Source organism: Enterobacter sp. AN-K1, assembly GCF_020971765.1.
In the GTDB taxonomy this organism is placed as follows: Bacteria; Pseudomonadota; Gammaproteobacteria; order Enterobacterales; family Enterobacteriaceae; genus Enterobacter; species Enterobacter hormaechei_C.
Genome location: NZ_CP087390.1, coordinates 4,332,274 through 4,351,931 on the forward strand (window position 1 = coordinate 4,332,274; position 19,658 = coordinate 4,351,931).

15 protein-coding genes are annotated in these 19,658 nt (G+C 56.8%); 8 read left to right on the plus strand and 7 right to left on the minus strand.

Going from position 1 to position 19,658, the window contains the following annotated elements:
* Positions 1-399 precede the first annotated feature (399 nt).
* Entirely contained in the window at positions 400-765 is a 366-nt protein-coding gene (locus LOC22_RS20620) for a hypothetical protein (RefSeq protein ID WP_047062776.1), read from the plus strand.
* Positions 766-775: 10 nt separating this feature from the next.
* Positions 776-2,872: a pyrroloquinoline quinone-dependent dehydrogenase gene (locus LOC22_RS20625; protein ID WP_047062778.1), complete on the plus strand. Its 2,097-nt coding sequence runs from the start codon at positions 776-778 to the stop codon at positions 2,870-2,872.
* 74 nt (positions 2,873-2,946) lie between these two features.
* Here LOC22_RS20625 and LOC22_RS20630 read toward each other — a convergent pair whose 3' ends face one another.
* Complete coding sequence (locus LOC22_RS20630; RefSeq protein WP_017384526.1) at positions 2,947-3,537, minus strand: DUF4142 domain-containing protein; 591 nt, start codon at positions 3,535-3,537, stop codon at positions 2,947-2,949.
* 227 nt (positions 3,538-3,764) lie between these two features.
* Here LOC22_RS20630 and LOC22_RS20635 point away from each other — a divergent pair, with 227 nt between their 5' ends.
* Complete coding sequence (locus LOC22_RS20635) at positions 3,765-4,043, plus strand: DUF1471 domain-containing protein (protein ID WP_003857380.1); 279 nt, start codon at positions 3,765-3,767, stop codon at positions 4,041-4,043.
* Between the two features lie 304 nt (positions 4,044-4,347).
* Positions 4,348-4,521: a GnsA/GnsB family addiction module toxin gene (locus tag LOC22_RS20640; RefSeq protein ID WP_006808842.1), complete on the plus strand. Its 174-nt coding sequence runs from the start codon at positions 4,348-4,350 to the stop codon at positions 4,519-4,521.
* Positions 4,522-4,700: 179 nt separating this feature from the next.
* On the opposite strand, the gene LOC22_RS20645 is transcribed toward LOC22_RS20640, so the two are convergent.
* Positions 4,701-5,690, minus strand: a complete 990-nt coding sequence (locus tag LOC22_RS20645; protein ID WP_017384525.1) for a 2-hydroxyacid dehydrogenase — start codon at positions 5,688-5,690, stop codon at positions 4,701-4,703.
* Positions 5,691-5,900: 210 nt separating this feature from the next.
* On the opposite strand from LOC22_RS20645, the gene LOC22_RS20650 reads away from it, so the two are divergent.
* The 3 genes from LOC22_RS20650 to LOC22_RS20660 are packed head-to-tail and all read left to right on the plus strand — an operon-like array spanning position 5,901 to position 9,053.
* A complete protein-coding gene (locus tag LOC22_RS20650) occupies positions 5,901-8,540 on the plus strand; it encodes a YdbH family protein (protein ID WP_230239166.1) in 2,640 nt (879 codons plus the stop codon).
* Positions 8,537-8,728: a YnbE family lipoprotein gene (locus LOC22_RS20655; RefSeq protein ID WP_003857369.1), complete on the plus strand. Its 192-nt coding sequence runs from the start codon at positions 8,537-8,539 to the stop codon at positions 8,726-8,728. Before LOC22_RS20650 ends, LOC22_RS20655 begins: the two co-directional genes overlap by 4 nt.
* A gap of 7 nt (positions 8,729-8,735) precedes the next feature.
* Positions 8,736-9,053, plus strand: a complete 318-nt coding sequence (locus LOC22_RS20660; RefSeq protein WP_006808832.1) for a YdbL family protein — start codon at positions 8,736-8,738, stop codon at positions 9,051-9,053.
* On the opposite strand, the gene feaR is transcribed toward LOC22_RS20660, so the two are convergent.
* Positions 9,054-9,962: a transcriptional regulator FeaR gene (feaR, locus tag LOC22_RS20665; protein ID WP_063132781.1), complete on the minus strand. Its 909-nt coding sequence runs from the start codon at positions 9,960-9,962 to the stop codon at positions 9,054-9,056.
* 241 nt (positions 9,963-10,203) lie between these two features.
* Between feaR and LOC22_RS20670 the strand changes: the two genes are divergently transcribed.
* Positions 10,204-11,703, plus strand: coding sequence for an aldehyde dehydrogenase family protein (locus LOC22_RS20670; protein ID WP_230239167.1), 1,500 nt, complete (start codon positions 10,204-10,206; stop codon positions 11,701-11,703).
* 85 nt (positions 11,704-11,788) lie between these two features.
* Here LOC22_RS20670 and LOC22_RS20675 read toward each other — a convergent pair whose 3' ends face one another.
* From LOC22_RS20675 to paaZ, 4 genes are all read right to left on the minus strand, one after another.
* Complete coding sequence (locus LOC22_RS20675) at positions 11,789-12,895, minus strand: GGDEF domain-containing protein (RefSeq protein WP_230239168.1); 1,107 nt, start codon at positions 12,893-12,895, stop codon at positions 11,789-11,791.
* Positions 12,896-12,946: 51 nt separating this feature from the next.
* A complete protein-coding gene (locus LOC22_RS20680; RefSeq protein ID WP_017693485.1) occupies positions 12,947-14,920 on the minus strand; it encodes an alkyl/aryl-sulfatase in 1,974 nt (657 codons plus the stop codon).
* A 168-nt stretch (positions 14,921-15,088) separates the two neighbouring features.
* Positions 15,089-17,362: a primary-amine oxidase gene (gene tynA, locus LOC22_RS20685; RefSeq protein WP_023296556.1), complete on the minus strand. Its 2,274-nt coding sequence runs from the start codon at positions 17,360-17,362 to the stop codon at positions 15,089-15,091.
* 196 nt (positions 17,363-17,558) lie between these two features.
* Positions 17,559-19,598, minus strand: coding sequence for a phenylacetic acid degradation bifunctional protein PaaZ (paaZ, locus tag LOC22_RS20690; protein ID WP_230239169.1), 2,040 nt, complete (start codon positions 19,596-19,598; stop codon positions 17,559-17,561).
* Between the last annotated feature and the right edge of the window lie 60 nt (positions 19,599-19,658).

Here is a 19,658-nt window from a genome sequence, read left to right on the forward strand (position 1 = left end):
ACGTCTGTTAATTAAAGAATAAACACCCTGTTTTATTAAGTACCATAAGGCGCCATCATATTGAAGGGGGGCTTATTTAATTATTTTATTGGGCGTGAAATAATCCCGTTATGCCTGAAATTAAAAAACAGAATGTAGACAATCGTGTAACCCGCTCGTAGCTTTCGAACCGTCTTGTAACATAACGCTCTCTTTATGGTGGCGAAGGGGTTAAGGACGTCGTATGCCTGCTATTAAACGCCCCATAAGAAAATCCTCTTCTATACTCAGTTACGTTTAGTGAAATATGCCGCCGCTCCACACGTCGCGTTCCCTTAATAGTGGCGGGCAGCAGGGGTATATATTCACGAAAACGCCTTAATAATGGTCAATTTTGCATTTTAGAGGGGGTTTCCTGGTATGTTGCATTCTCAATCCTCGCGGGTCGGTAGCATTTTGCTGCTGCTGACCGCGATAATAGCCTTCGCGGTGGCGCTATACGCCTGGTGGACGCCGCTTACCGGCGTCACTGGCACCATTGGCGCACTGGGCGTGGTCATTGCCAGCGTAGTGCTGGCGATCCTGACCTTTATGTTACGTGCGGCATCGCGTCGCGGGGCGCGCGTTTTTCTGATTATTGTCACCCTGGTGGTGTTGGCGGGTATTGCTTTCGCCGCCGCGCTGCTGCACCAGTTCATCATAACGGCAGCCATGGTGGTCGGCCTGATTGGTCTGATTATGCTGAGCAGCCATTCCGCTCGTTACAACCATCCCGTCAGAAGCTGAGGAGCCGCCCGTGCACAACGATAAGCATTATCCCTTCATAAAAGTCAGCATGACGGCGCTGGCGCTGCTGGTCGCTCCGCTCGCGCTACAGGCGCAGGATAAGGCCGCTGAAGCCTCGCAGGGGACACAGGAATCACTGAACATTGATGCGGCCGATCAGCAGGCGCCCGGAACCACAAAAACCACCGACGATGCCTCAACCGGCAGCGGTGATGGAAAGAGAGTCGCCTCGGCCAGCCAGCCAGCGACGCCGCTGGTGCCCGGCACCGCCACCTGGGACAGCTTCCACGGCCAGCTTAACGCGCAGAAATACAGTCCCCTGACCCAAATTACGGCGGATAACGTCGGGAAATTAACGAAAGTCTGGGAGTTCCATACCGGCGACGTCTCGGATGGTAAAGGCGATACGCCAGCTACCGTCTGGTCCGCAACGCCCATTTTCGCCAACGATACGCTCTACATTGGCACGCCATTCGATCGCCTGATTGCGCTGGATCCGGGGACGGGTAAAGAGAAGTGGCACTATGACACCAAATCGTCGCGCAAGGCGCTGACCCAGCCGGTGCTGAAAAATCGCGGCGTTTCCTACTGGCAGGCTAAAAATCCGGTGACAGGTGAGGCATGCCAGAAGATGGTCTATATGGGCACCGTTGATGGCAAGCTCTTTGCGCTGGACGCCGATTCAGGCAAACCGTGCAGCGGCTTTGCGAACAACGGCGTGCTGGATTTGAACCAGTGGAATACCGTTAACGCGAAGTATCCGCTCTCTGTCCTGCAACCGCCAACCGTTGTCGGCAACCATCTGCTGGTGGGCTGGGCCGGGAAGGACTGGGCCTATGCCGAAGCCCCTCCGGGCACCGTATTTTCAGTCAACGCCCAGACCGGTAAGCTTGAGTGGACCTTTGAGGCGATCCCGGCAGAGATCCGCAAGCGTACCGGTACCGCCAACGTCTGGACGCACATGTCCGCCGACGAGGCTAACGGGCTGGTCTATCTCCCGGTCTCATCGCCGTCTCCCAACTATTGGGGCGGCAACCGCGTAGACGCTATTCCGCTTGGCACCTCGACCACCGCCCTGGACATCAACACCGGTAAAGTGGTCTGGTCACGTCAGTGGGTACACCACGACGTCTGGGATTACGATATCAACTCCGCCCCGACGCTGATGGACATCACCGTAGACGGCAAGCAGATCCCGGCGCTGGTGCAGGCCACCAAGCAGGGTTTCCTGTTTGTGGTTAACCGCCTGACGGGGGAGGACGTATGGCCAATCGAAGAACGTCCGGTTCCGCAGGGTGATGGTTCGGTCCAGGGCGAAGTTCTCTCGCCCACGCAGCCATTCCCGACCAAACCCGCGCCGCTGCTCGACCAGTCGAAAAAACCGGAAATCTGGAAGCTGGCGGATATCGTCGGTGGCGGCCAGTGCTCCCGTCTGTGGGATAACCTGACCTATGAAGGAATGTATACCCCGCCAACCACCAAAGGCGAAGGCACGCTCACCTATCCCGATAGCGCCGGCGGCGTCCAGTGGGGTGGGGTGGCGTTCGATCCGCAAAAACAGATCGCCATCGTCAACACCTCGCATATCGTCCAGTACGTGAAGCTGTACAGCCGTGAGGATTACGATAACGCAGACAAAGACTCCGGCAACGAAAGCGGCTTTGCCCCACAGGAAGGCGCCCCGTACGGTATGCGTCTGCTGGTGGCGAGCAACTGGCTTGGCATGCCGTGCTGGCAACCGCCGTTTGGTGAAATCGTGGCGCTGGACATGCACACGGGCGATGTGAAATGGCGTCGTCCGGTTGGCGCCTCCCAGCAGTATGGCTTCTTCATGCCGGAAAGCTGGGGTTCGCCTACCATTGGTGGTCCGGCAGTGACGGCGGGCGGCGTGATCTTCATCGGTGCCTCAATGGATGCCAAAGTGCGTGCCTACTCGGTAGAGAGCGGTGAAGAGCTGTGGTCCGATCAGGCCGAAGCTCCGGCGGTAGCGAACCCGTCCGTCTATGAATATAAAGGTCGCCAGTATGTGGCCTTCGTGGCTGGCGGGAATACGATCCTGAAGGATCAGGTGGGCGATCAGGTGGTGGTCTACGCCTTGCCGGAATAATTCAGCAGGAAGGGGAAATAAGCGTGGGGCCTGCGGGCCCCACTTTATTTTGCAGTAGTTGTTTTACCGACGCGTTATTTATCGGCTGATGCGCCAGCACGCGCTGACATCTGCTCGGCGGACTTCAGATGCTGCTCAACGACCGGAGTGTGCTCGTTGGCCAGAGCCTTCACATCTGGATCGTCGATTTTACTGGCGTCGCTTTTAAGCTTCGACAGCACCTTCTCGTGGTCCTTCACGCCAGCATATTCCATATACATTTTGTCAAAAGCGTCACCGCGCTGGTTTTCCAGCCTTGAGTTCAGGGCTTTATGCGCGGCGTCTGGTTCGGTCGGCAGCTCCACGCCCTTTTTCTGGGCAACGGTCTTGACTTTGGTCAGCGCGGCGCCGTGATCGTCGACCATTTTCTGGGCGAATGTTTTCACTTCACTGGTTTGGGCCTTGTCGAGGGCGAGCCTGGCGGCGGCAACTTCGTTGATATTGGCCTGCGCCATGTCCTTCAATGCTTTCTCGTCGCCGGAGCTGAGTCTGGCGTCCGGTTGAGCCTGGCCCGCAGTTTGAGTTTGCGCGGCGCTGGTTGTCTGGGCTTGTACGCCAACGGTGCTGAACATTGCTGCAACTGCTGATACGGCTAGCAGCCTTTTCAGGGTTTTACTCGTGTGCATATTGTTCTCCTGATGGTCATGGTACAGGTAAGTTTCAATTGCTTCAGGCGCAACCGGCAGATAAATGGCGACTGCACAGGTCAGTATAGTAGATGAACCTGCTGTACCCGCTGTTCAGGTCAGTAATGGCTGGTCGTGATGCTCAATCCTTCTACAATATTGATACGGATCATTTACATATTTGCTGCTAATGTTAAATATATAGATTCATCAACAGGAGGAATGATATGAAAAAAGCACTATTAGGGAGTGTATTGGCTTTAACAGTAGCAAGCTTCGGCGCGTCTGCGGCAGATATGATTTCCAAGGATGAAGCGCACCACTTCAAGCTTGAATACCTTGGTAATGTATCTGTAGGGGCTTCAGGTGGACAAATTTCTTCACCTTCAGATCTTCATCAAAAACTCTCAAAACTGGCAGACGAGAAGGGCGGGAAATACTACGTCATCATTGCTGCCCGCGAGCATGGCCCTAACTTCCAGGCCGTTGCAGAAGTCTTTAAATAATTTTCTCGAATAACACAAAAACCCGCTAATGGCGGGTTTTTGCCTACAAACAGCCAAAAAAATGCCCCTGATGCGGGGCGAGTGTGAGTCAAAGCTTTTCTTATATTTATCTTTTTTGTGCTCTAAGGCTTTGGGACAATAACACCTTGTTTAAATAATGCAATCTAAATGCATATTTAAATGCGACAGCAGCATACGTTACACAGATAGTCTACTCTTTACATACAGTTATGGTTAAAGGCAGTTAATCGTTAGCTGTCGCCTGCTGGAGAATGGAAACAGTAAACGGTTGCAAGAGGTAAACATGAACGTTGACGCACTGACGCAAAAGGCAGAAGAAGAAATTTCAGCGCTTATAACCAAAAAAATTTCAGAGTTACGTAAAAAAACAGGGCAGGAAGTGTCTGAAATTGAGTTTATCGCTCGTGAAGCCATGACAGGCCTCGAGGGGTATGAGGTAAAAATCAAACTTATTTAATCAAAATTATTACCTGTTTTCGGGTCACTGGATAAAGCAGAACGGCAAACGTCAGCTAAGACTTTCCTGCGCGTGGCAGGATTGAAGCCAAAAAGCCCGGTGACGCTGCGCTTACCGGGCCTACAATTAACGCAATCCACAGGCCGGGCAGGGCGTAGCCGCCACCCGGCTTACCAGGCTTACACTATCGCGTTCGGGCACGCTTCGCCCTTTTCGAGTTGACGCAAATTCCCCAGCGTGGTTTCCGAAATGCTGATCAGCGCTTCGGCGGTCAGGAACGCCTGGTGTCCGGTGAACAACACGTTGTGACAGGCAGACAGGCGACGGAACACGTCGTCCTGGATCACGTCATTAGATTTATCCTCAAAGAACAGATCGCGTTCGTTCTCATACACATCCATACCCAACGCGCCGATTTTTTGCGTTTTCAACGCTTCGATAGCCGCCTGAGAGTCGATCAGCCCGCCGCGGCTGGTATTGATGATCATCACGCCGTCTTTCATCTGGTCGAACGCCGACTGGTTAAGCAGATGATAGTTCTCCGGGGTCAGCGGACAGTGCAGGGAGATAACGTCAGACTGCGAGAAGAGCGTTTTCAAATCGACATACTCCACGCCCAGCTCCAGCGCAGCGGCGCTTGGGTACGGATCAAACGCCAGCAGGCGCATGCCAAATCCTTTCAGGATGCGAAGGGCGGCCACGCCAATTTTGCCGGTACCGATGACGCCTGCGGTTTTACCGTACATGGTAAAGCCGGTCAGCCCTTCCAGAGAGAAGTTAGCATCACGGGTTCGCTGATAGGCACGGTGAATACGACGGTTGAGCGACATCATCATCCCGACCGCATGTTCTGCCACGGCTTCCGGAGAATAGGCCGGGACGCGAACGACCTTCAGACCCAGCTCTTTGGCGGCATCGAGATCGACGTTGTTAAAGCCCGCGCAGCGCAGGGCAATGTATTTCACGCCCTGTTTTTTCAACTCTTCCAGCACCGGTCGGCTACCGTCGTCGTTAACGAAGATACACACGCCTTCGCAGCCGTGGGCGGTTTTAGCCGTCTTTTCAGTTAGCAGAAAGTCGAAAAATTCAAGATCGAAACCGTACGTCTCGTTAACATGTTGCAGATACTTTTTGTCGTACTGCTTTGTGCTATATACCGCGAGTTTCATAAGACTTTCTCCAGTGATTTTGGAACCACGTTAGCATGTTTAAAATTATCTTACAATTTTTCAAAATTCATTGAAATCAATAAGTTCTATGAATTATTGTAGAGCATCTACTCTTAAAAATGGCATTACCTTCAACTGACTGGCTAAACATGCGACAATGAGCGGCAAGAACGGCTTATTTTTTTCGCAAAATCAGGATATTAACTGCCCATGAAGGGTAAATACAAAGCCGCAATCGCGCTATTACTGCTGCTATTTCTTGTGCCGCTGACGCTGCTGATGACGCTCGCCCAGTGGGTACCCACGCTCGCCGGGATCTGGCTCCCCGTTGGAACGCGCATCGCGTTTGAAAAAAGCCCACGGCTCACGCGTCACGCCCTGATCATCCCCGATCTCCGCTATCTGGTAGAAGAGTGTGAAATTGCCCGCGTGGAAAACGTGACCCTGTCACATCCCAGCCGCTGGGATCTGGATATTGGCGCACTTACACTTAACTCTGTCTGCCTGAGCAAATTACCGCAATCGGCGCCCTCAACGGTGGCGCCGAAAACGCTGGCGCAGTGGCAGGCCATCCTGCCCAACACCTGGCTGACCATCCACCGCTTTACCCTTTCTCCCTGGCAGCAGTGGGAGGGTGAGCTGCAAGCCTCACTCACGCCAGCCCGCCAGGACATCACCTATAACGGCGAGCAGGTGAGCATTAAGGGGCAGTTGCGCGGCCAGACCCTCTCCATCAGCCAGTTCGATGTGCAACTGCCGGATCAGCCGCAGCCCGTGAAGCTGGTTGGTGAATTTACCCTGCCGCTGGTGCCGGACGGCGTGCCGGTGAAAGGGCATACGGTCGCGACCTTTAACGTGCCACAGTTATCCTCGCTGGTCGATGCCGATCTGGACTGGGAGGACAATCAGGGCCAGCTGGTGGTCATGGCGCGGGACAACCCCGAGCCGCTGCTCGATTTACCGTGGCAGATCACCGCTCAGCAGCTGACCATCAGCGACGGACGCTGGAACTGGTTAGCCTCCGGCGTGCCAATGAGCGGACGCGTCGGGCTGAAAGTGGATAACTGGCAGCAGGGGCTGGAGAAAGCCACCTTCACGGGGCGGCTCAACGTGCTGACCCAGGGGGATGCGGGTAAGGGCAACGCGGTGCTGAATATCGGTCCCGGCTCGCTCAGTATGGATAACAGCGCTATGCCGCTGCACCTGAGCGGGGAAGCCAAGCAAAACGATCTGATCCTGTATGCCAGGCTCCCGGCGATGCTGACCGGCAGCCTTTACGATCCGCAGCTTACGTTTGAACCCGGCGCTTTATTGCGCTCGCGCGGGCGCATCATCGACTCGCTGGATATCGATGAGATCCGCTGGCCGCTGGCGGGCGTGAAGCTCACGCAGAAGGGCGTGGACGGCCGCCTGCAAGCCATTCTGCGGGCGCATGAAAACGAGATGGGCGATTTTGAGCTGCATCTGGACGGCCAGGCTAACGACTTTTTACCGGACAACGGTTTGTGGCAGTGGCGCTACTGGGGTAAAGGGAATTTCACGCCAATGAACGCGCGCTGGGATGTCCGGGGAACCGGGGAGTGGCGCGACAACGTTATCGAACTGACCGATCTTTCCACGGGGTTCGACAAATTGCAGTACGGTACGATGCTGGTCAGCAAGCCGCGCCTGGTGTTGGATCACCCGGTGCGCTGGTCGCGGGACCCGGATAACCCCACCTTTAGCGGCGCGCTCGCGCTTAACGCCGGGCAAACAAGCTTTTCAGGCGGAAGCGTGCTGCCGCCGTCCGTTTTGACCTTCAGCGTTGACGGGACAGACCCGACGGTGTTCCAGTTTAAAGGGAACCTGCATGCGGACGACATCGGCCCGGTCCAGGTGAATGGACGCTGGGACGGCGAACGCCTTCGCGGTCAGGCCTGGTGGCCAAAACAGTCTCTTACGGTGTTTCAGCCGCTGATCCCGCCAGACTGGAAAATGACCCTGCGCGGCGGCGAAATGTACGCGCAGGTGGCTTTCTCCGCGGCCCCCGATCAGGGGTTTGAGGCCGGGGGGCACGGGGTGCTGAAAGCGGGCAGCGCGTGGATGCCGGATAACGAGATCAACGGCGTGGATTTTGTTCTTCCGTTCCGCTTAAGCCAGGGTACCTGGTCGCTGGGCACGCGCGGGCCGGTAACGTTACGAATCGACGAGGTGAAAAACCTGGTCACAGCCCGAAATATCACCGCGGATCTCCAGGGCGATTATCCCTGGACCGAAGCGAACCCGCTCCTGCTCACCAACGTGAAGGTGGAAGCGCTCGGCGGGAAAATCACCATGCAGCAGTTGAGAATGCCGCAGCACGATCCGGCTTTACTGCGCGTGGATAATATTTCCTCCAGCGAACTGATAAGCGCGGTGAATCCGAAGCAGTTTGCCATGTCCGGCCCGGTGAGCGGCGCGCTGCCGTTCTGGCTGGACAATGAAAAATGGATCATTAAAGATGGCTGGCTGACCAACCCGGGGCCGATGACGCTGCGCATCGACCAGGACACGGCGGATGCCATTGTGAAAGACAACATGGTTGCCGGGGCGGCGATCAACTGGCTCCGCTATATGGAAATTTCGCAGTCGTGGACAAAACTCAATGTGGATAATCTGGGTGTGTTAACCATGCAGGCGGCCATTAAAGGCACCAGCCGCGTCGAAGGCAAAAGCAGTTTCGTAAACCTGAATTACACCCATGAAGAGAACATTTTTACCCTCTGGCGCAGCCTGCGCTTTGGGGACAATCTGCAAACATGGTTTGAGCAACATGCGGCGATACCCCTTCTCCGCGGTTCGACAGGCAAGGAAAGTGAGGAACAACAATGAAAAAGAGGGCTGGTGTACTCACCGTGGCCGTCGTCGCGCTGCTGTCAGGCTGCACGCCGCGCATTGAAGTGGCGGCGCCCAAAGAGCCGATCACCATCAACATGAACGTGAAAATCGAGCATGAAATCCATATCAAGGTGGATAAAGACGTTGAAGCCCTGCTGAAATCCCGCAGCGATCTGTTCTGAGGATGTCATGAAACGATTAGCTCTGATGTTACTGGCGCTGGGGATGAACGTTCACGCCGCCACGCTTACGCTCAACGATGCGCGTGCCCAGGGGCGCGTAGGGGAAACCCTGAGCGGCTATCTTGCGCCCGTTCAGCACGACGCTGAAACCCTGGCGCTGGTGAACCGTATCAACGCCGCACGCACGGAAAGTTACCAGCAGCTGGCTGACAGTAATAATTTGCCCGTCGACGAGGTGGCGAAAATGGCGGGGCAAAAGCTGGTGGCCCGCGCGCAGCCGGGTGAGTACGTGAAGGGAATTAACGGCAAGTGGCTGAAAAAATAGCTAGCGGTAACGCTTACGGTATTCGCCCGGCGAAACCCCGAAACGCTGCTTAAAGGCGGTGGAAAAATGGCTATGGTCGGTAAAGCCCCAGCTGTAGCCAATCCCCGCCAGCTTTTCGTCATCGCTGATGGAACGCAGCGCCTGAGCGCATAAATCGAGGCGACGGTTCTTAATATACTGCGCCACCACCAGCCCTTTCCCGGCAAACATGCGGTACAAGCTACGCACGGACATGCCACTCTCTGAGGCTATCCACTCCGGTCTTAACGCCTCCGACTGAATATGATCATCAATCAGGGACAAAACGTGGCGGAACTGACGCTCCTTGCGCGGCAGCACCTCGTCACGCTGCTGGAAGGCCGGACGCAGCAGACACACCATCGCCTCCAGCGCCGCTTCGCTTTCACTGGCGCTGAGATCGGCATTGCCCATGCTCTCCTGCAACAGACGGTAGCTCAGCTGTACGGTAGGCAGACTGCGGGAGAGGGGCAGCGCGCACCTCACTTCCTGAAAACGCGCGTGTTGCTCAATGATTTGCCGCGGGAGCAGGAGCGAAATCTGGCGGGAACGCTCCTGCCAGTAAATGGAGCACGGGCGGGAGGCGTCAATCAGCGTGATATCCCCGGCTTTCAGCATCGCGCGCTGGTCGTCCTGTTCGATTCCGGCGCTGCCTTCCAGCTGAAACACGGTGTAGAACCAGGCATCGTTGCCGTTTTTGATCTCCTGACGGGTGCGAAACAGGTTAACGCCTGCGGCGGTCACCGTGCTCAGTTTCAGACTTTGGGTATAGCTGGTTTCCAGCTCGCCGAGAAACGCCCCCTCTAACGGACGTGCCGCAAAGCGCCCACAAACCTGGTTAATTTGCGCCAGCCACTGCTGAAAATTGTCCTGTTCGCTTGCACACGCCATTGATGTTCTCGCTGCACCGTCACTGTTTTCGCATTGTTGCATTTATGTTGCATTTTGTCAGGGCTACGAGGCTGACTATAGGAAAGAACACTCAACGGTTACAGCGATATAAGCGGGAATTATCACGATTTGCGGAGCCTGTCACAGCTGGCAAAGCGAATGTCACACAGACAAAAGCAGGAATGCGAATCCCCTCTTAGACTGCATACACACCCTGCGAAGCATAACGAAGGAGTATCCTATGTCCGAATCACACGTCGCCATCCTGCCGGGCGTGCAGCAGTTTTTAGATCGCCAGCACGGCCTGTGGATCGAAGGGCGTCAGGCGGCATCCGATAGCGAAAAGCGTCTGAACGTCTACAACCCGGCGACCGGAGAGGTTATTGCCACCACCGCCGATGCCAGCGTCGATGATGTCGATCGTGCGGTGATGTCTGGCTGGCGCGCCTTTGTCGCCCGAAGCTGGGCCGGACGGCTGCCGGCAGAGCGTGAACGTATCCTGCTGCGGTTTGCGGATCTGGTGGAACAGCATGGCGAAGAGCTGGCACAGCTCGAAACCCTGGAGCAGGGGAAATCGATTAACATTTCCCGCGCCTTCGAGGTGGGCTGCACCCTGAACTGGATGCGCTACACGGCAGGGCTGTCCACCAAAATTGCCGGTAAAACCCTCGATCTCTCGATTCCACTGCCGCAGGGCGCGCGTTATCAGGCGTGGACGCGTAAAGAGCCGGTGGGAGTCGTGGCGGGGATTGTGCCGTGGAACTTCCCGCTGATGATTGGCATGTGGAAAGTGATGCCCGCGCTGGCGGCAGGTTGCTCCATCGTGATCAAACCGTCGGAAACCACGCCGCTCACCCTGTTACGGGTGGCGGAACTGGCGAGCGAGGCGGGGATCCCGGAGGGTGTTTTCAACGTGGTGACCGGCAGCGGCGCCGTCTGTGGCGCGGCGCTGACCTCGCACCCGCGCATTGCCAAAGTGAGCTTTACCGGTTCGACGGCGACGGGCAAGCAGATTGCCCGCGCGGCGGCGGACACGCTAACGGGCGTGACGCTGGAGCTGGGCGGCAAAAACCCGGCCATCGTGCTGAAAGATGCCGATCCGGCGTGGGTGATTGAAGGGCTGATGACCGGCAGCTTCCTGAACCAGGGGCAGGTCTGCGCGGCCAGCTCGCGCATTTATATTGAGGCTCCGCTGTTCGATACGCTGGTCAGCGGGTTTGAACAGGCCGTGAAATCCCTCAGCGTCGGGCCGGGCATGTCGCCGGAGGCGTTTATCAACCCGCTGGTGTCGCGCGCCCACTGCGATAAGGTTCAGGCGTTCCTGGATGAGGCGAAGGCGCACAATGCGGAGCTGATCGCCGGGAACCGGGGGCCAGACGGCAAAGGCTATTACGTTTCGCCAACGCTGGTGGTCAACCCGGATAATCATCTGCGACTGACGCGTGAAGAGGTCTTCGGGCCGGTGGTGAACCTGGTTCGTGTGGCCGATGGGAAAGAGGCGCTTCAGCTGGCGAATGACACTGAATATGGCTTAACGGCCAGCGTCTGGACGCAGAACATCAGTAAAGCGCTGGCGTATACCGACAGGTTACAGGCCGGAACCGTGTGGGTGAACAGCCACACGCTGATAGACGCCAACCTGCCGTTCGGCGGCATGAAGCAGTCCGGCACCGGGCGCGATTTCGGCCCCGACTGGCTGGACGGCTGGTGTGAAACCAAGTCGGTGTGTGTGCGGTATTAAAAAAACGCCGGGTGGCGCTGCGCTTACCCGGCCTACGAAACCGATCCCGTAGGCCGGGTAAGGCGTAGCCGCCACCCGGCATTATTTAACGCGACCACCGATCCCGCCCGGCCTCCTTCGCCCTGTACAGCGCCGCATCGGCGCGGGCAATGATTTCCGGGCCGGCCAGCCCTGCGGTATAGCCTGCAATGCCCATACTCGCCGTCACACATTCACTCACCTTCGACGCGCTGTGCGGAATGGCTGCGTTGCGCAGGCCAGCCTGGATCCGCGCGGCGACTTTCTCAGCAATGCTTTCTTCGCAGTCAAAGAGGATCACCACAAACTCCTCGCCACCGTAGCGCGAAACCACATCCTCTGGCGTGCGCACCGAGGTGTTCAGCACCTCTGCCACCCGCGCGAGACACGCATCTCCGGCCTGGTGACCGTAGGTGTCGTTATACAATTTGAAGTAATCGACATCCAGCATCAGCACCGCGAAGCGTTTGCCTTGCTCTACGGCATTTTCCAGCACCAGCTCCATCGCCCGGCGGTTGGCCGTTTTCGTCAGCGGATCCTGATGGGCCAGCGCATCCAGCCGCGAAATTAAACGCTGATTCTGCTGGTTGCGACGCCACGCCTCTTCAAACCAGCTCAACAGGATATAGCGCCCGCACACGAGAATGAACGTGAACACCACCCACAGCCCGGCAAAGCGATAATTAATTTCCTGATTCAGCAGCATGCTGGCAACGGGCAGGCTTACCCATAGCGGCACGGTGAAGCAGAGCAGTGCCACCGGGTGAAAATAGAGCGCGGTCATACCGGCCATCAGCAGGGTAACGAATATAGGCCAGGGATGAGGAAGCTGTAACACGTTGATAAACCAGTAACAACTTATCGACCACAGCAGGCTGCACATAAACAAAACGGCGCTGACGCCGCGGATGTGGCGCCAGGCCATGATCACCAGCGCCACGGAAAGGATCACCACGCCCAGCATGGAGGCGTCAATCATCTGCCGCAGAGGGGGGCTGATGTGCAGGAGGGCATCGATATGGCCGAACAGCGAATTGCGCAGCAGGACCATAAGGGCAAAGCTGGCATTCACAAAGGCGAGCCACGGCAGGTTCACGGCCAGCCCGTGAACAACCATTGATTTACGGGTAGGCCATATCGCGGGTTCGGGTGTGGCTGGATGTCTTTTTTCCATTGAAGAGAATTTTCCTTGAGCGGGCGGAACGTCCGCCCGCGAGTGCTGCCTTTACGGGGTCACAATGTTAAACCAGAATTCAAATTTATCCATGTAACCGAGCATGGCATCAAGTTTTGCGGCATCGCCGGTCACTTTGATATCGCCGTTATCCTGCGCCTGTTTAAGCGTCACTTCTTTCAGGATGATTTTATTCAGCGTATCGCGGTTGAGGGTCACGGTCGCGTCAGCGTCTTTCGCTTCGGCGTTCGCCGTGTGGTTCAGCACGCCATTTTCCAGCTCCAGCTTGTATTTACCGCCGTCGCTGCCGAGGTCGATGTTAAACACCGATTTTGCATCCGCCGCTTTTTCACCGTTAATGTGCACCGCCAGATAGTCAAAGAACATTTCTGGCGTCATCGCGCGCACGGTATCCGGGCTGGCGGTGTTCGGGGTCGGTCCTTTCACCACGCCGTTACGCAGCTCCTGGGCGCCGGTCAGGTAGAAGTTACGCCACGGGCCTGATTCAGCCTGATAACCCAGCTGCTCCAGCGCATCCGCCTCCAGGTTTCGCGCGGCCTGATTATTTGGATCGGCAAAGACCACTTTGCTGACCACCTGGGCCACCCAGCGGTAGTTCCCCTGGTCAAAGTCGGTTTTCGCTTTGCTCAGGATGGCATCCGCACCGCCCATATAGTCCACAAATTTCTTCGCGGCTTCTTCAGGCGGCAGTTCGTCCAGGGTCGCCGGGTTGCCGTCAAACCAGCCTAAATAGAGCACGTAGGTCGCTTTAACGTCATGGCTGACAGAACCGTAATAGCCACGGTTTGCCCAGGTATTGGCCAGGGAGTTTGGCAGTTTGAAGTTGGCGGCAATCTCGTCACGGGTCAGCCCTTCGTTCGCCATGCGCAGGGTCTGGTCGTTGATGTAGCGATACAGGTCGCGCTGGCTTTTCAGCAGGTTAACCACGTTGTCGTTGCCCCATGTCGGCCAGTGGTGCTGCGCCATAATGATTTCGGCTTTATCACCCCAGCGTACAATCGCCTGGTTGATGTATTTCGACCATGGCAATGGTTCACGAATTTTCGCCCCGCGCAGGGAGTAGGTGTTGTGCAGGGTATGGGTGACATCTTCCGCAGACTCGATCAGCTTTTTCTCTTCGATATACCAGAGCATCTCAGAAGGCGCTTCCGATCCCGGCGCGAGCATAAAATCATAGGTCAGGCCGTCGATCACCTCTTTCTGACCATCTTTCTCGATGATATTGGTCGGGGCGATCAGGGTCACCGTCCCGGCGGAGGTGGTGGTGCCGAGACCCGCGCCGACCTGGCCCTTCGCATCCGGCTTCAGCAGGTTGCCGTACATATAGCTGGCGCGGCGGCTCATGACGTTACCCGCCATGATATTCTCCGCGACGGCGGCCTCCATAAATCCGGCGGGCGCGTAGACTTTCACCTTGCCGGACTTCACATCTGCTTCGTCCACCACGCCGCGCACGCCGCCATAGTGGTCAACGTGGCTGTGGGTGTAAATAACGGCGACCACAGGCTTATTACCGCGATTTTTATAGTAAAGATCCATCCCGACTTTGGCCGTTTCCGCCGACACCAGCGGGTCGACCACGGTAATGCCTTCTTTACCTTCAATAATGGTCATGTTTGACAGGTCGAGGTTACGGATCTGGTAAACGCCTTCGGTCACTTCAAACAGACCGCTGATGTTAATCAGCTGGGACTGACGCCATAAGCTCGGGTTAACCGAGTCGGGCGCCTTATCGCCTTCTTTGATAAAAGCGTACTGCTGCGGATCCCAGACGGTGTTGCCTTGCTCACCTTTGATAATGTCCTGAGGCAGCGGGGCAATAAACCCTTTGTGGGCGTTGGTAAAATCGGTGTTATCGGAGAAAGGAAGCTGGTTGAAGAGTGCGTTGTTGGCCTGTTGCGTTGCTGCGGTGGCATCCTTAGGTGCTTCTGCGGCCCAGGCGGAACTGGCAGAAATAAAACATCCCGCCAGCGCGAGACTCCTGACGATCTCATTGATTCTCATCCTAAAACCTCTCAGTAAACTGTGACGTTGTTTGTGGAGACTCCGAATCCTGGTGAAAGTGTGTCAAGAAATGCAAAAGGATTAAGCGAGGTAACAATAACTATAATCGGGGAGAGTAATTCAGCAAGTAAGCGGATGAAAAACCGGGCATTACGCCCGGTCGGTGGGTTATTTCTGCTCTTTTTTCTTGCCGAGCGTTGGCGTCTCGTCAAAGAAATTCCACGGCTTGAGTAACGTGTGCACCCATTCCGTCGGCATTATCGGCCACTCCTCGGCACGGGCGACATGGGTGGTGCCGGTGGTCATCCAGATGACGTTATCCTGGTCGTTCAGCGATTCGTTATCTTTGCTGTACTGGCCGAGGCCGGTATCGTGCGTGGAACGGTTCGGGTATTTTCCCTCCGGGTACATCTCGTCGGGATGGTAACGCGTCACCCACAGCTGTTTATCCATAAAGCTCAGGCGGTGATAAATCCACTCGTCCGGGGCAAACTTCGCGCCGGACGCTACCGGGTGTGTGCCGCCCGCGTAAGGGATGATCTGATACGAGACCGGGTTGCCCATGCGGTTCTCTTTGCTGGTATTGCTCAGCAGGCGGATGGTGCCCGGGTCAAACTTCTGCGCCGCCTGCTGTTCGGTATCAATATCATACTGATTAACCTGCATGGTGCTGGTGCGCGGTCCGCCAGCGGTGTTCGGTTTGACGTCCGGATCCATGGCCACCAGCTTATTGTTGATGCCGTCCACGTCCATATCCAGACGGAAGTTGTAGATGTGCTGGTGGGTGGTACCGACAATATTATGGTCGATCAGCGTTCCGTATCGGGTGTCATCCTTCGCGGTGGCATCATGCATGGTTTTCGTCTGCACGCCTTTCACCGCTTCAATGCCCGTAGCCCCTGCATCAATGCCGATAGTGCCGTTTTCGTGGAATACCCAGTCGAAGATGTAATCGTAGTTACCCACGGTGCTGACCCAGCGCACCACCAGCTCGCGGCGTTCGGTGCTGACGTTGGGTTTACCTAATTCCTGATGCTTATATTCCGGCCCGGCGTAACGCTCGAAAATGGCGATCGCCCGGGGGATCTCCATTGGCGCGCCGGTGTAATCCGGGATGGTTTCGTTGAGCATCACGGCGTTAGACGGAACATCCTTGCCGCGCACCAGCGGGGAGGTCAGGGTACCCATGCCGTAATCGCCGGAGTCCAGGTAGGCTTTAAAGTACCAGCCGATATCCGGGTCGCCGTACGGCACAATCATGCCGCCGAGCGATCCCTGATACATCACCTGTCGCTTTTTGCCGTTGTCGTTATAGGTCACGGTGGAGATTATCGGGCCGACGCGTGAGTCCAGGCTCAGATGAAAATCCCAGTTCTGCCAGTGCACCCTGTCCCCGGTGATGGTGTAGTTCTTGCCTTCCGGCTCGATAATTTCCAGCGGTTTTTTCACCGTTTCAACGCGGTCGCGGCCATCATAAGGGCGCGGCGTGAGCGGAACCGGCACGACCGGGCCTTCCTCAATCTTCTGGATTTTCTTCTGCTCGAGATCCACCACCGCAACCAGGTTTTCGATCGGGTGCGCCCAGTAGTTACCGTCGCCCACGTCGAGATAGCTGATCACTTTCAGCAGGCGGTCTTCCTGTTTCAGCCCATCCTTGCCGTCAAAAAAGCCGACGGTAAGCGGAGTGGTGATCACTTTCTTCGGGTCGGTAATGCCGCGCTTTTTCAGCACGGCGGCAAACTCCGGGCTTTCATTGATGATCTGCTGCACGGTATTGAAGTCATCCAGCAGCACCATGCCGTGCGCGTCTTTGATCGGCTCCCAGCGGAGGATCTTTTTGTCCTTCAGATCCACCCGGCTTTCGATGATGTGTTTACCATCAAGCATGATGATATTGGCCTGGCGGGGCGCATCCACCGCCGTGCCGTTAAGCACAAAGTCCCAGACTTTGGCCTTTTCTGGCTCCGCCAGCGCAATCTGGGTAAAGCGGGTATTGGGTTTAAAATCCGCAGAGGCTTTCACAATGGCTACGGCCTGGTTGATTTCATCAGCCGTCAGCGCGTTTAACGGGTGGGGGCTTTTTTCAACCTGGAATGTCTGATCAAGACCGGACTGAAAAACATCGTTGATAAAGGTCTCCGGGATAAACGCCTTATTGTTCTTCATCACCACGGGCACCTGGAGCGTCAGCGGTTTGCCGTTAACGATGGCGGTATTTGCGCCGGGTTTGACCTTCACAAAGGCACCGTCTTTGACGATGGTGAACATCTGGGCGTAATCATCCCACTGCACGTCCGCGCCAAACGCCTGAAGCGTTTTGTCCATCGGGACCATATGCGCCTCGCTGCCGTGAGCGTAAACAGGGGATTGCCAGGCGCAACAGAGCGCAACGGCCATGGCCAGTGCCGTTCTACGGGCAGAAAAAGAAGAATTGCTTCCCATCGCAGACCTCATCTTGTTGTGTTTATTGTGTTGTGTCAGCCTTATCCTGACAGGCGCGCACGAAAAGCGTTTGCCTGCATCTGCCAGGTTGTTTGTCAGTCTTGCCAGGTTAAAAAAAGAGCGGGGGTGCATCACACCCCGGTCAGGTAGTTGTAGGCCGGGTAAGCGGAGCGACACCCGGCAAGAAAGAGGTGCGTCAGAAGTCACCCTGCTGGCGCGCCACCAGCGTCAGGATGGAGTAGAGCGCCACGGCCTGCTGGTGCTGGTTGAAGATCTCCACCGCCCATTCCACCACGCCGGTGGGTTTTTCCTCGGCAGTGCGCTGTTTCTTCAGCGTTTTACGTTTACAGGTCAGGCGCACCTGAATGGTATCACCCGGCTTGACCGGCTCGATAAAGCGCAGGTTTTCCATGCCGTAGTTGGCAATAACCGGCCCAACCCCGGCATCGACAAACAGCCCCGCCGCGGCGGAAATCAGGAAATAACCGTGTACCACGCGCTCACCAAAAATCGACTCCGCCGCGCCAATTTTGTCCATATGGGCGTAGAAATGATCCCCGCTCAGGCAGGCAAAATTCACGATATCCGCTTCCGTCAGGGTACGACGCGGGGTCAGCAGGCTGTCGCCCGGCTGTAACTCCTCGAAGTATTTACGGAAGGGATGAACGCGATCTTCCTGCACCTCCGCGCCACGGACCCACTGTTTACCGATCGCGGCGAGCATGGACGGGCTGCCCTGAATGGCCGTGCGCTGAAGATAGTGCTTCACCGCGCGCAGGCCGCCCAGCTCTTCGCCGCCGCCCGCACGTCCCGGACCACCGTGCACCAGCTGCGGCAGCGGTGAACCGTGGCCGGTGGATTCTTTCGAGGATTCCTGGTTGAGGATCTGAATGCGTCCGTGGGCGCGCGCTGCCCCGGCAATAAACTGCCGCGCCATGCGGGTATCTGCCGTAACCAGCGTTCCCACCAGGCTGCCGCCACCCGCCCGCGCCAGCTGCATGGCGTGTTCGGTGTTACGGCAGGGCATCAGGGTTGCGACGGGGCCAAAGGCTTCGGTGGCGTGGACGGCCGGGGTTTCGTCCGGCTGCGGGCAGAACAGCAGGGTGGGCGGGAAGAATGCGCCAGCCGCCTGCAAATCGGCTTTACCACCCAGACGGATCTGGCAGCCCGCGGCAAGCAGATGATCGACTTTTTCCTGCACGTCAGCACGTTGCTCACCGTTGACGAGGGCCCCCATCTTCACCCCTTCCTGGGCCGGATCGCCGACGACCACTTTCTCCAGCCGCGCAATCAGCGCCTGGCTGACGGCGTCAATCTGCGCTTCCGGCACGATGATGCGGCGGATGGCGGTACATTTTTGCCCGGCTTTGGCAGTCATCTCGCGCACCACTTCTCGGATAAACAGCGCAAACTCCGGGTGTTCCGGCGTCACGTCCTCACCCAGCACGCAGCAGTTGAGAGAATCTGCTTCCATGGTAAACGGAATGGAATGCGCGACGATATTCGGGTGGACGCGCAGACTCTGCCCGGTGCTGGCCGATCCGGTAAACGTCACCACGTCCTGGCTGTCGAGCTGGTTAAGCAGATCGCCCGCGCCACCGCAGATCAGGCTGATGGCGCCGTCCGGCACCAGCCCGCTCTCGACGATCGCTTTCACCATCGCCTGAGTCACTTGCGCGGTGGCGGTGGCGGGCTTGATGATGGCGGGCATCCCGGCAAGCCAGGTGGGCGCGAGCTTTTCCAGCATCCCCCAGCACGGGAAGTTGAACGCGTTGATATGCACCGCCACGCCGAATTTCGACGTTAACACGTGACGTGCCGCAAAGCCGCCTTCCTTCGACAGCGGGATCAGTTCATCCTCCGGCCACAGGGTATCGTCCGGCAGCTCACGGCTGCCGAGGCTTGCGTAGGTGAAAAGGGTGCCGATACCGCCTTCAATATCCACCCAGCTGTCGGCCTTCGTCGCGCCGGTCTGAGCTGACAGGGCATAAAACCGATCCTTCTGGCTCAGCAGATGTTTGGCCACCGCCTTCAGCATGGCGGCGCGCTCGATAAAGCTCATTGCACGGAGCGCTTCTCCGCCGTGTTCAATGGCGTAACGGCGCGCGGCCGCCATATCCAGCCCTTCGCTGGTCACTTCATATAGCGTTTCCCCGCTGATGGCGTGGGTGATGGTGCGCTCGCGGCCCCGGCCTGATTGCCAGGTGCCGGACAAGAAGCTGGCTAACTGCTGCATTTCTTCTCTCCAGATGTTTCGTAATTTCACTATAAATAGTTTGATCTCGAATCATAAAAA

What these genes read in the sequence shown, in the direction of transcription:
- LOC22_RS20640 (WP_006808842.1), top strand. Translation starts at nt 4,348, where the DNA reads ATGAACGTTGACGCACTGACGCAAAAGGCAGAAGAAGAAATTTCAGCG.
- paaZ (WP_230239169.1), bottom strand. Translation starts at nt 19,598, where the DNA reads ATGCAGCAGTTAGCCAGCTTCTTGTCCGGCACCTGGCAATCAGGCCGG.
- tynA (WP_023296556.1), bottom strand. Translation starts at nt 17,362, where the DNA reads ATGGGAAGCAATTCTTCTTTTTCTGCCCGTAGAACGGCACTGGCCATG.
- LOC22_RS20675 (WP_230239168.1), bottom strand. Translation starts at nt 12,895, where the DNA reads ATGGAAAAAAGACATCCAGCCACACCCGAACCCGCGATATGGCCTACC.
- LOC22_RS20660 (WP_006808832.1), top strand. Translation starts at nt 8,736, where the DNA reads ATGAAACGATTAGCTCTGATGTTACTGGCGCTGGGGATGAACGTTCAC.
- LOC22_RS20620 (WP_047062776.1), top strand. Translation starts at nt 400, where the DNA reads ATGTTGCATTCTCAATCCTCGCGGGTCGGTAGCATTTTGCTGCTGCTG.
- LOC22_RS20645 (WP_017384525.1), bottom strand. Translation starts at nt 5,690, where the DNA reads ATGAAACTCGCGGTATATAGCACAAAGCAGTACGACAAAAAGTATCTG.
- feaR (WP_063132781.1), bottom strand. Translation starts at nt 9,962, where the DNA reads ATGGCGTGTGCAAGCGAACAGGACAATTTTCAGCAGTGGCTGGCGCAA.
- LOC22_RS20635 (WP_003857380.1), top strand. Translation starts at nt 3,765, where the DNA reads ATGAAAAAAGCACTATTAGGGAGTGTATTGGCTTTAACAGTAGCAAGC.
- LOC22_RS20680 (WP_017693485.1), bottom strand. Translation starts at nt 14,920, where the DNA reads ATGAGAATCAATGAGATCGTCAGGAGTCTCGCGCTGGCGGGATGTTTT.
- LOC22_RS20655 (WP_003857369.1), top strand. Translation starts at nt 8,537, where the DNA reads ATGAAAAAGAGGGCTGGTGTACTCACCGTGGCCGTCGTCGCGCTGCTG.
- LOC22_RS20630 (WP_017384526.1), bottom strand. Translation starts at nt 3,537, where the DNA reads ATGCACACGAGTAAAACCCTGAAAAGGCTGCTAGCCGTATCAGCAGTT.
- LOC22_RS20670 (WP_230239167.1), top strand. Translation starts at nt 10,204, where the DNA reads ATGTCCGAATCACACGTCGCCATCCTGCCGGGCGTGCAGCAGTTTTTA.
- LOC22_RS20650 (WP_230239166.1), top strand. Translation starts at nt 5,901, where the DNA reads ATGAAGGGTAAATACAAAGCCGCAATCGCGCTATTACTGCTGCTATTT.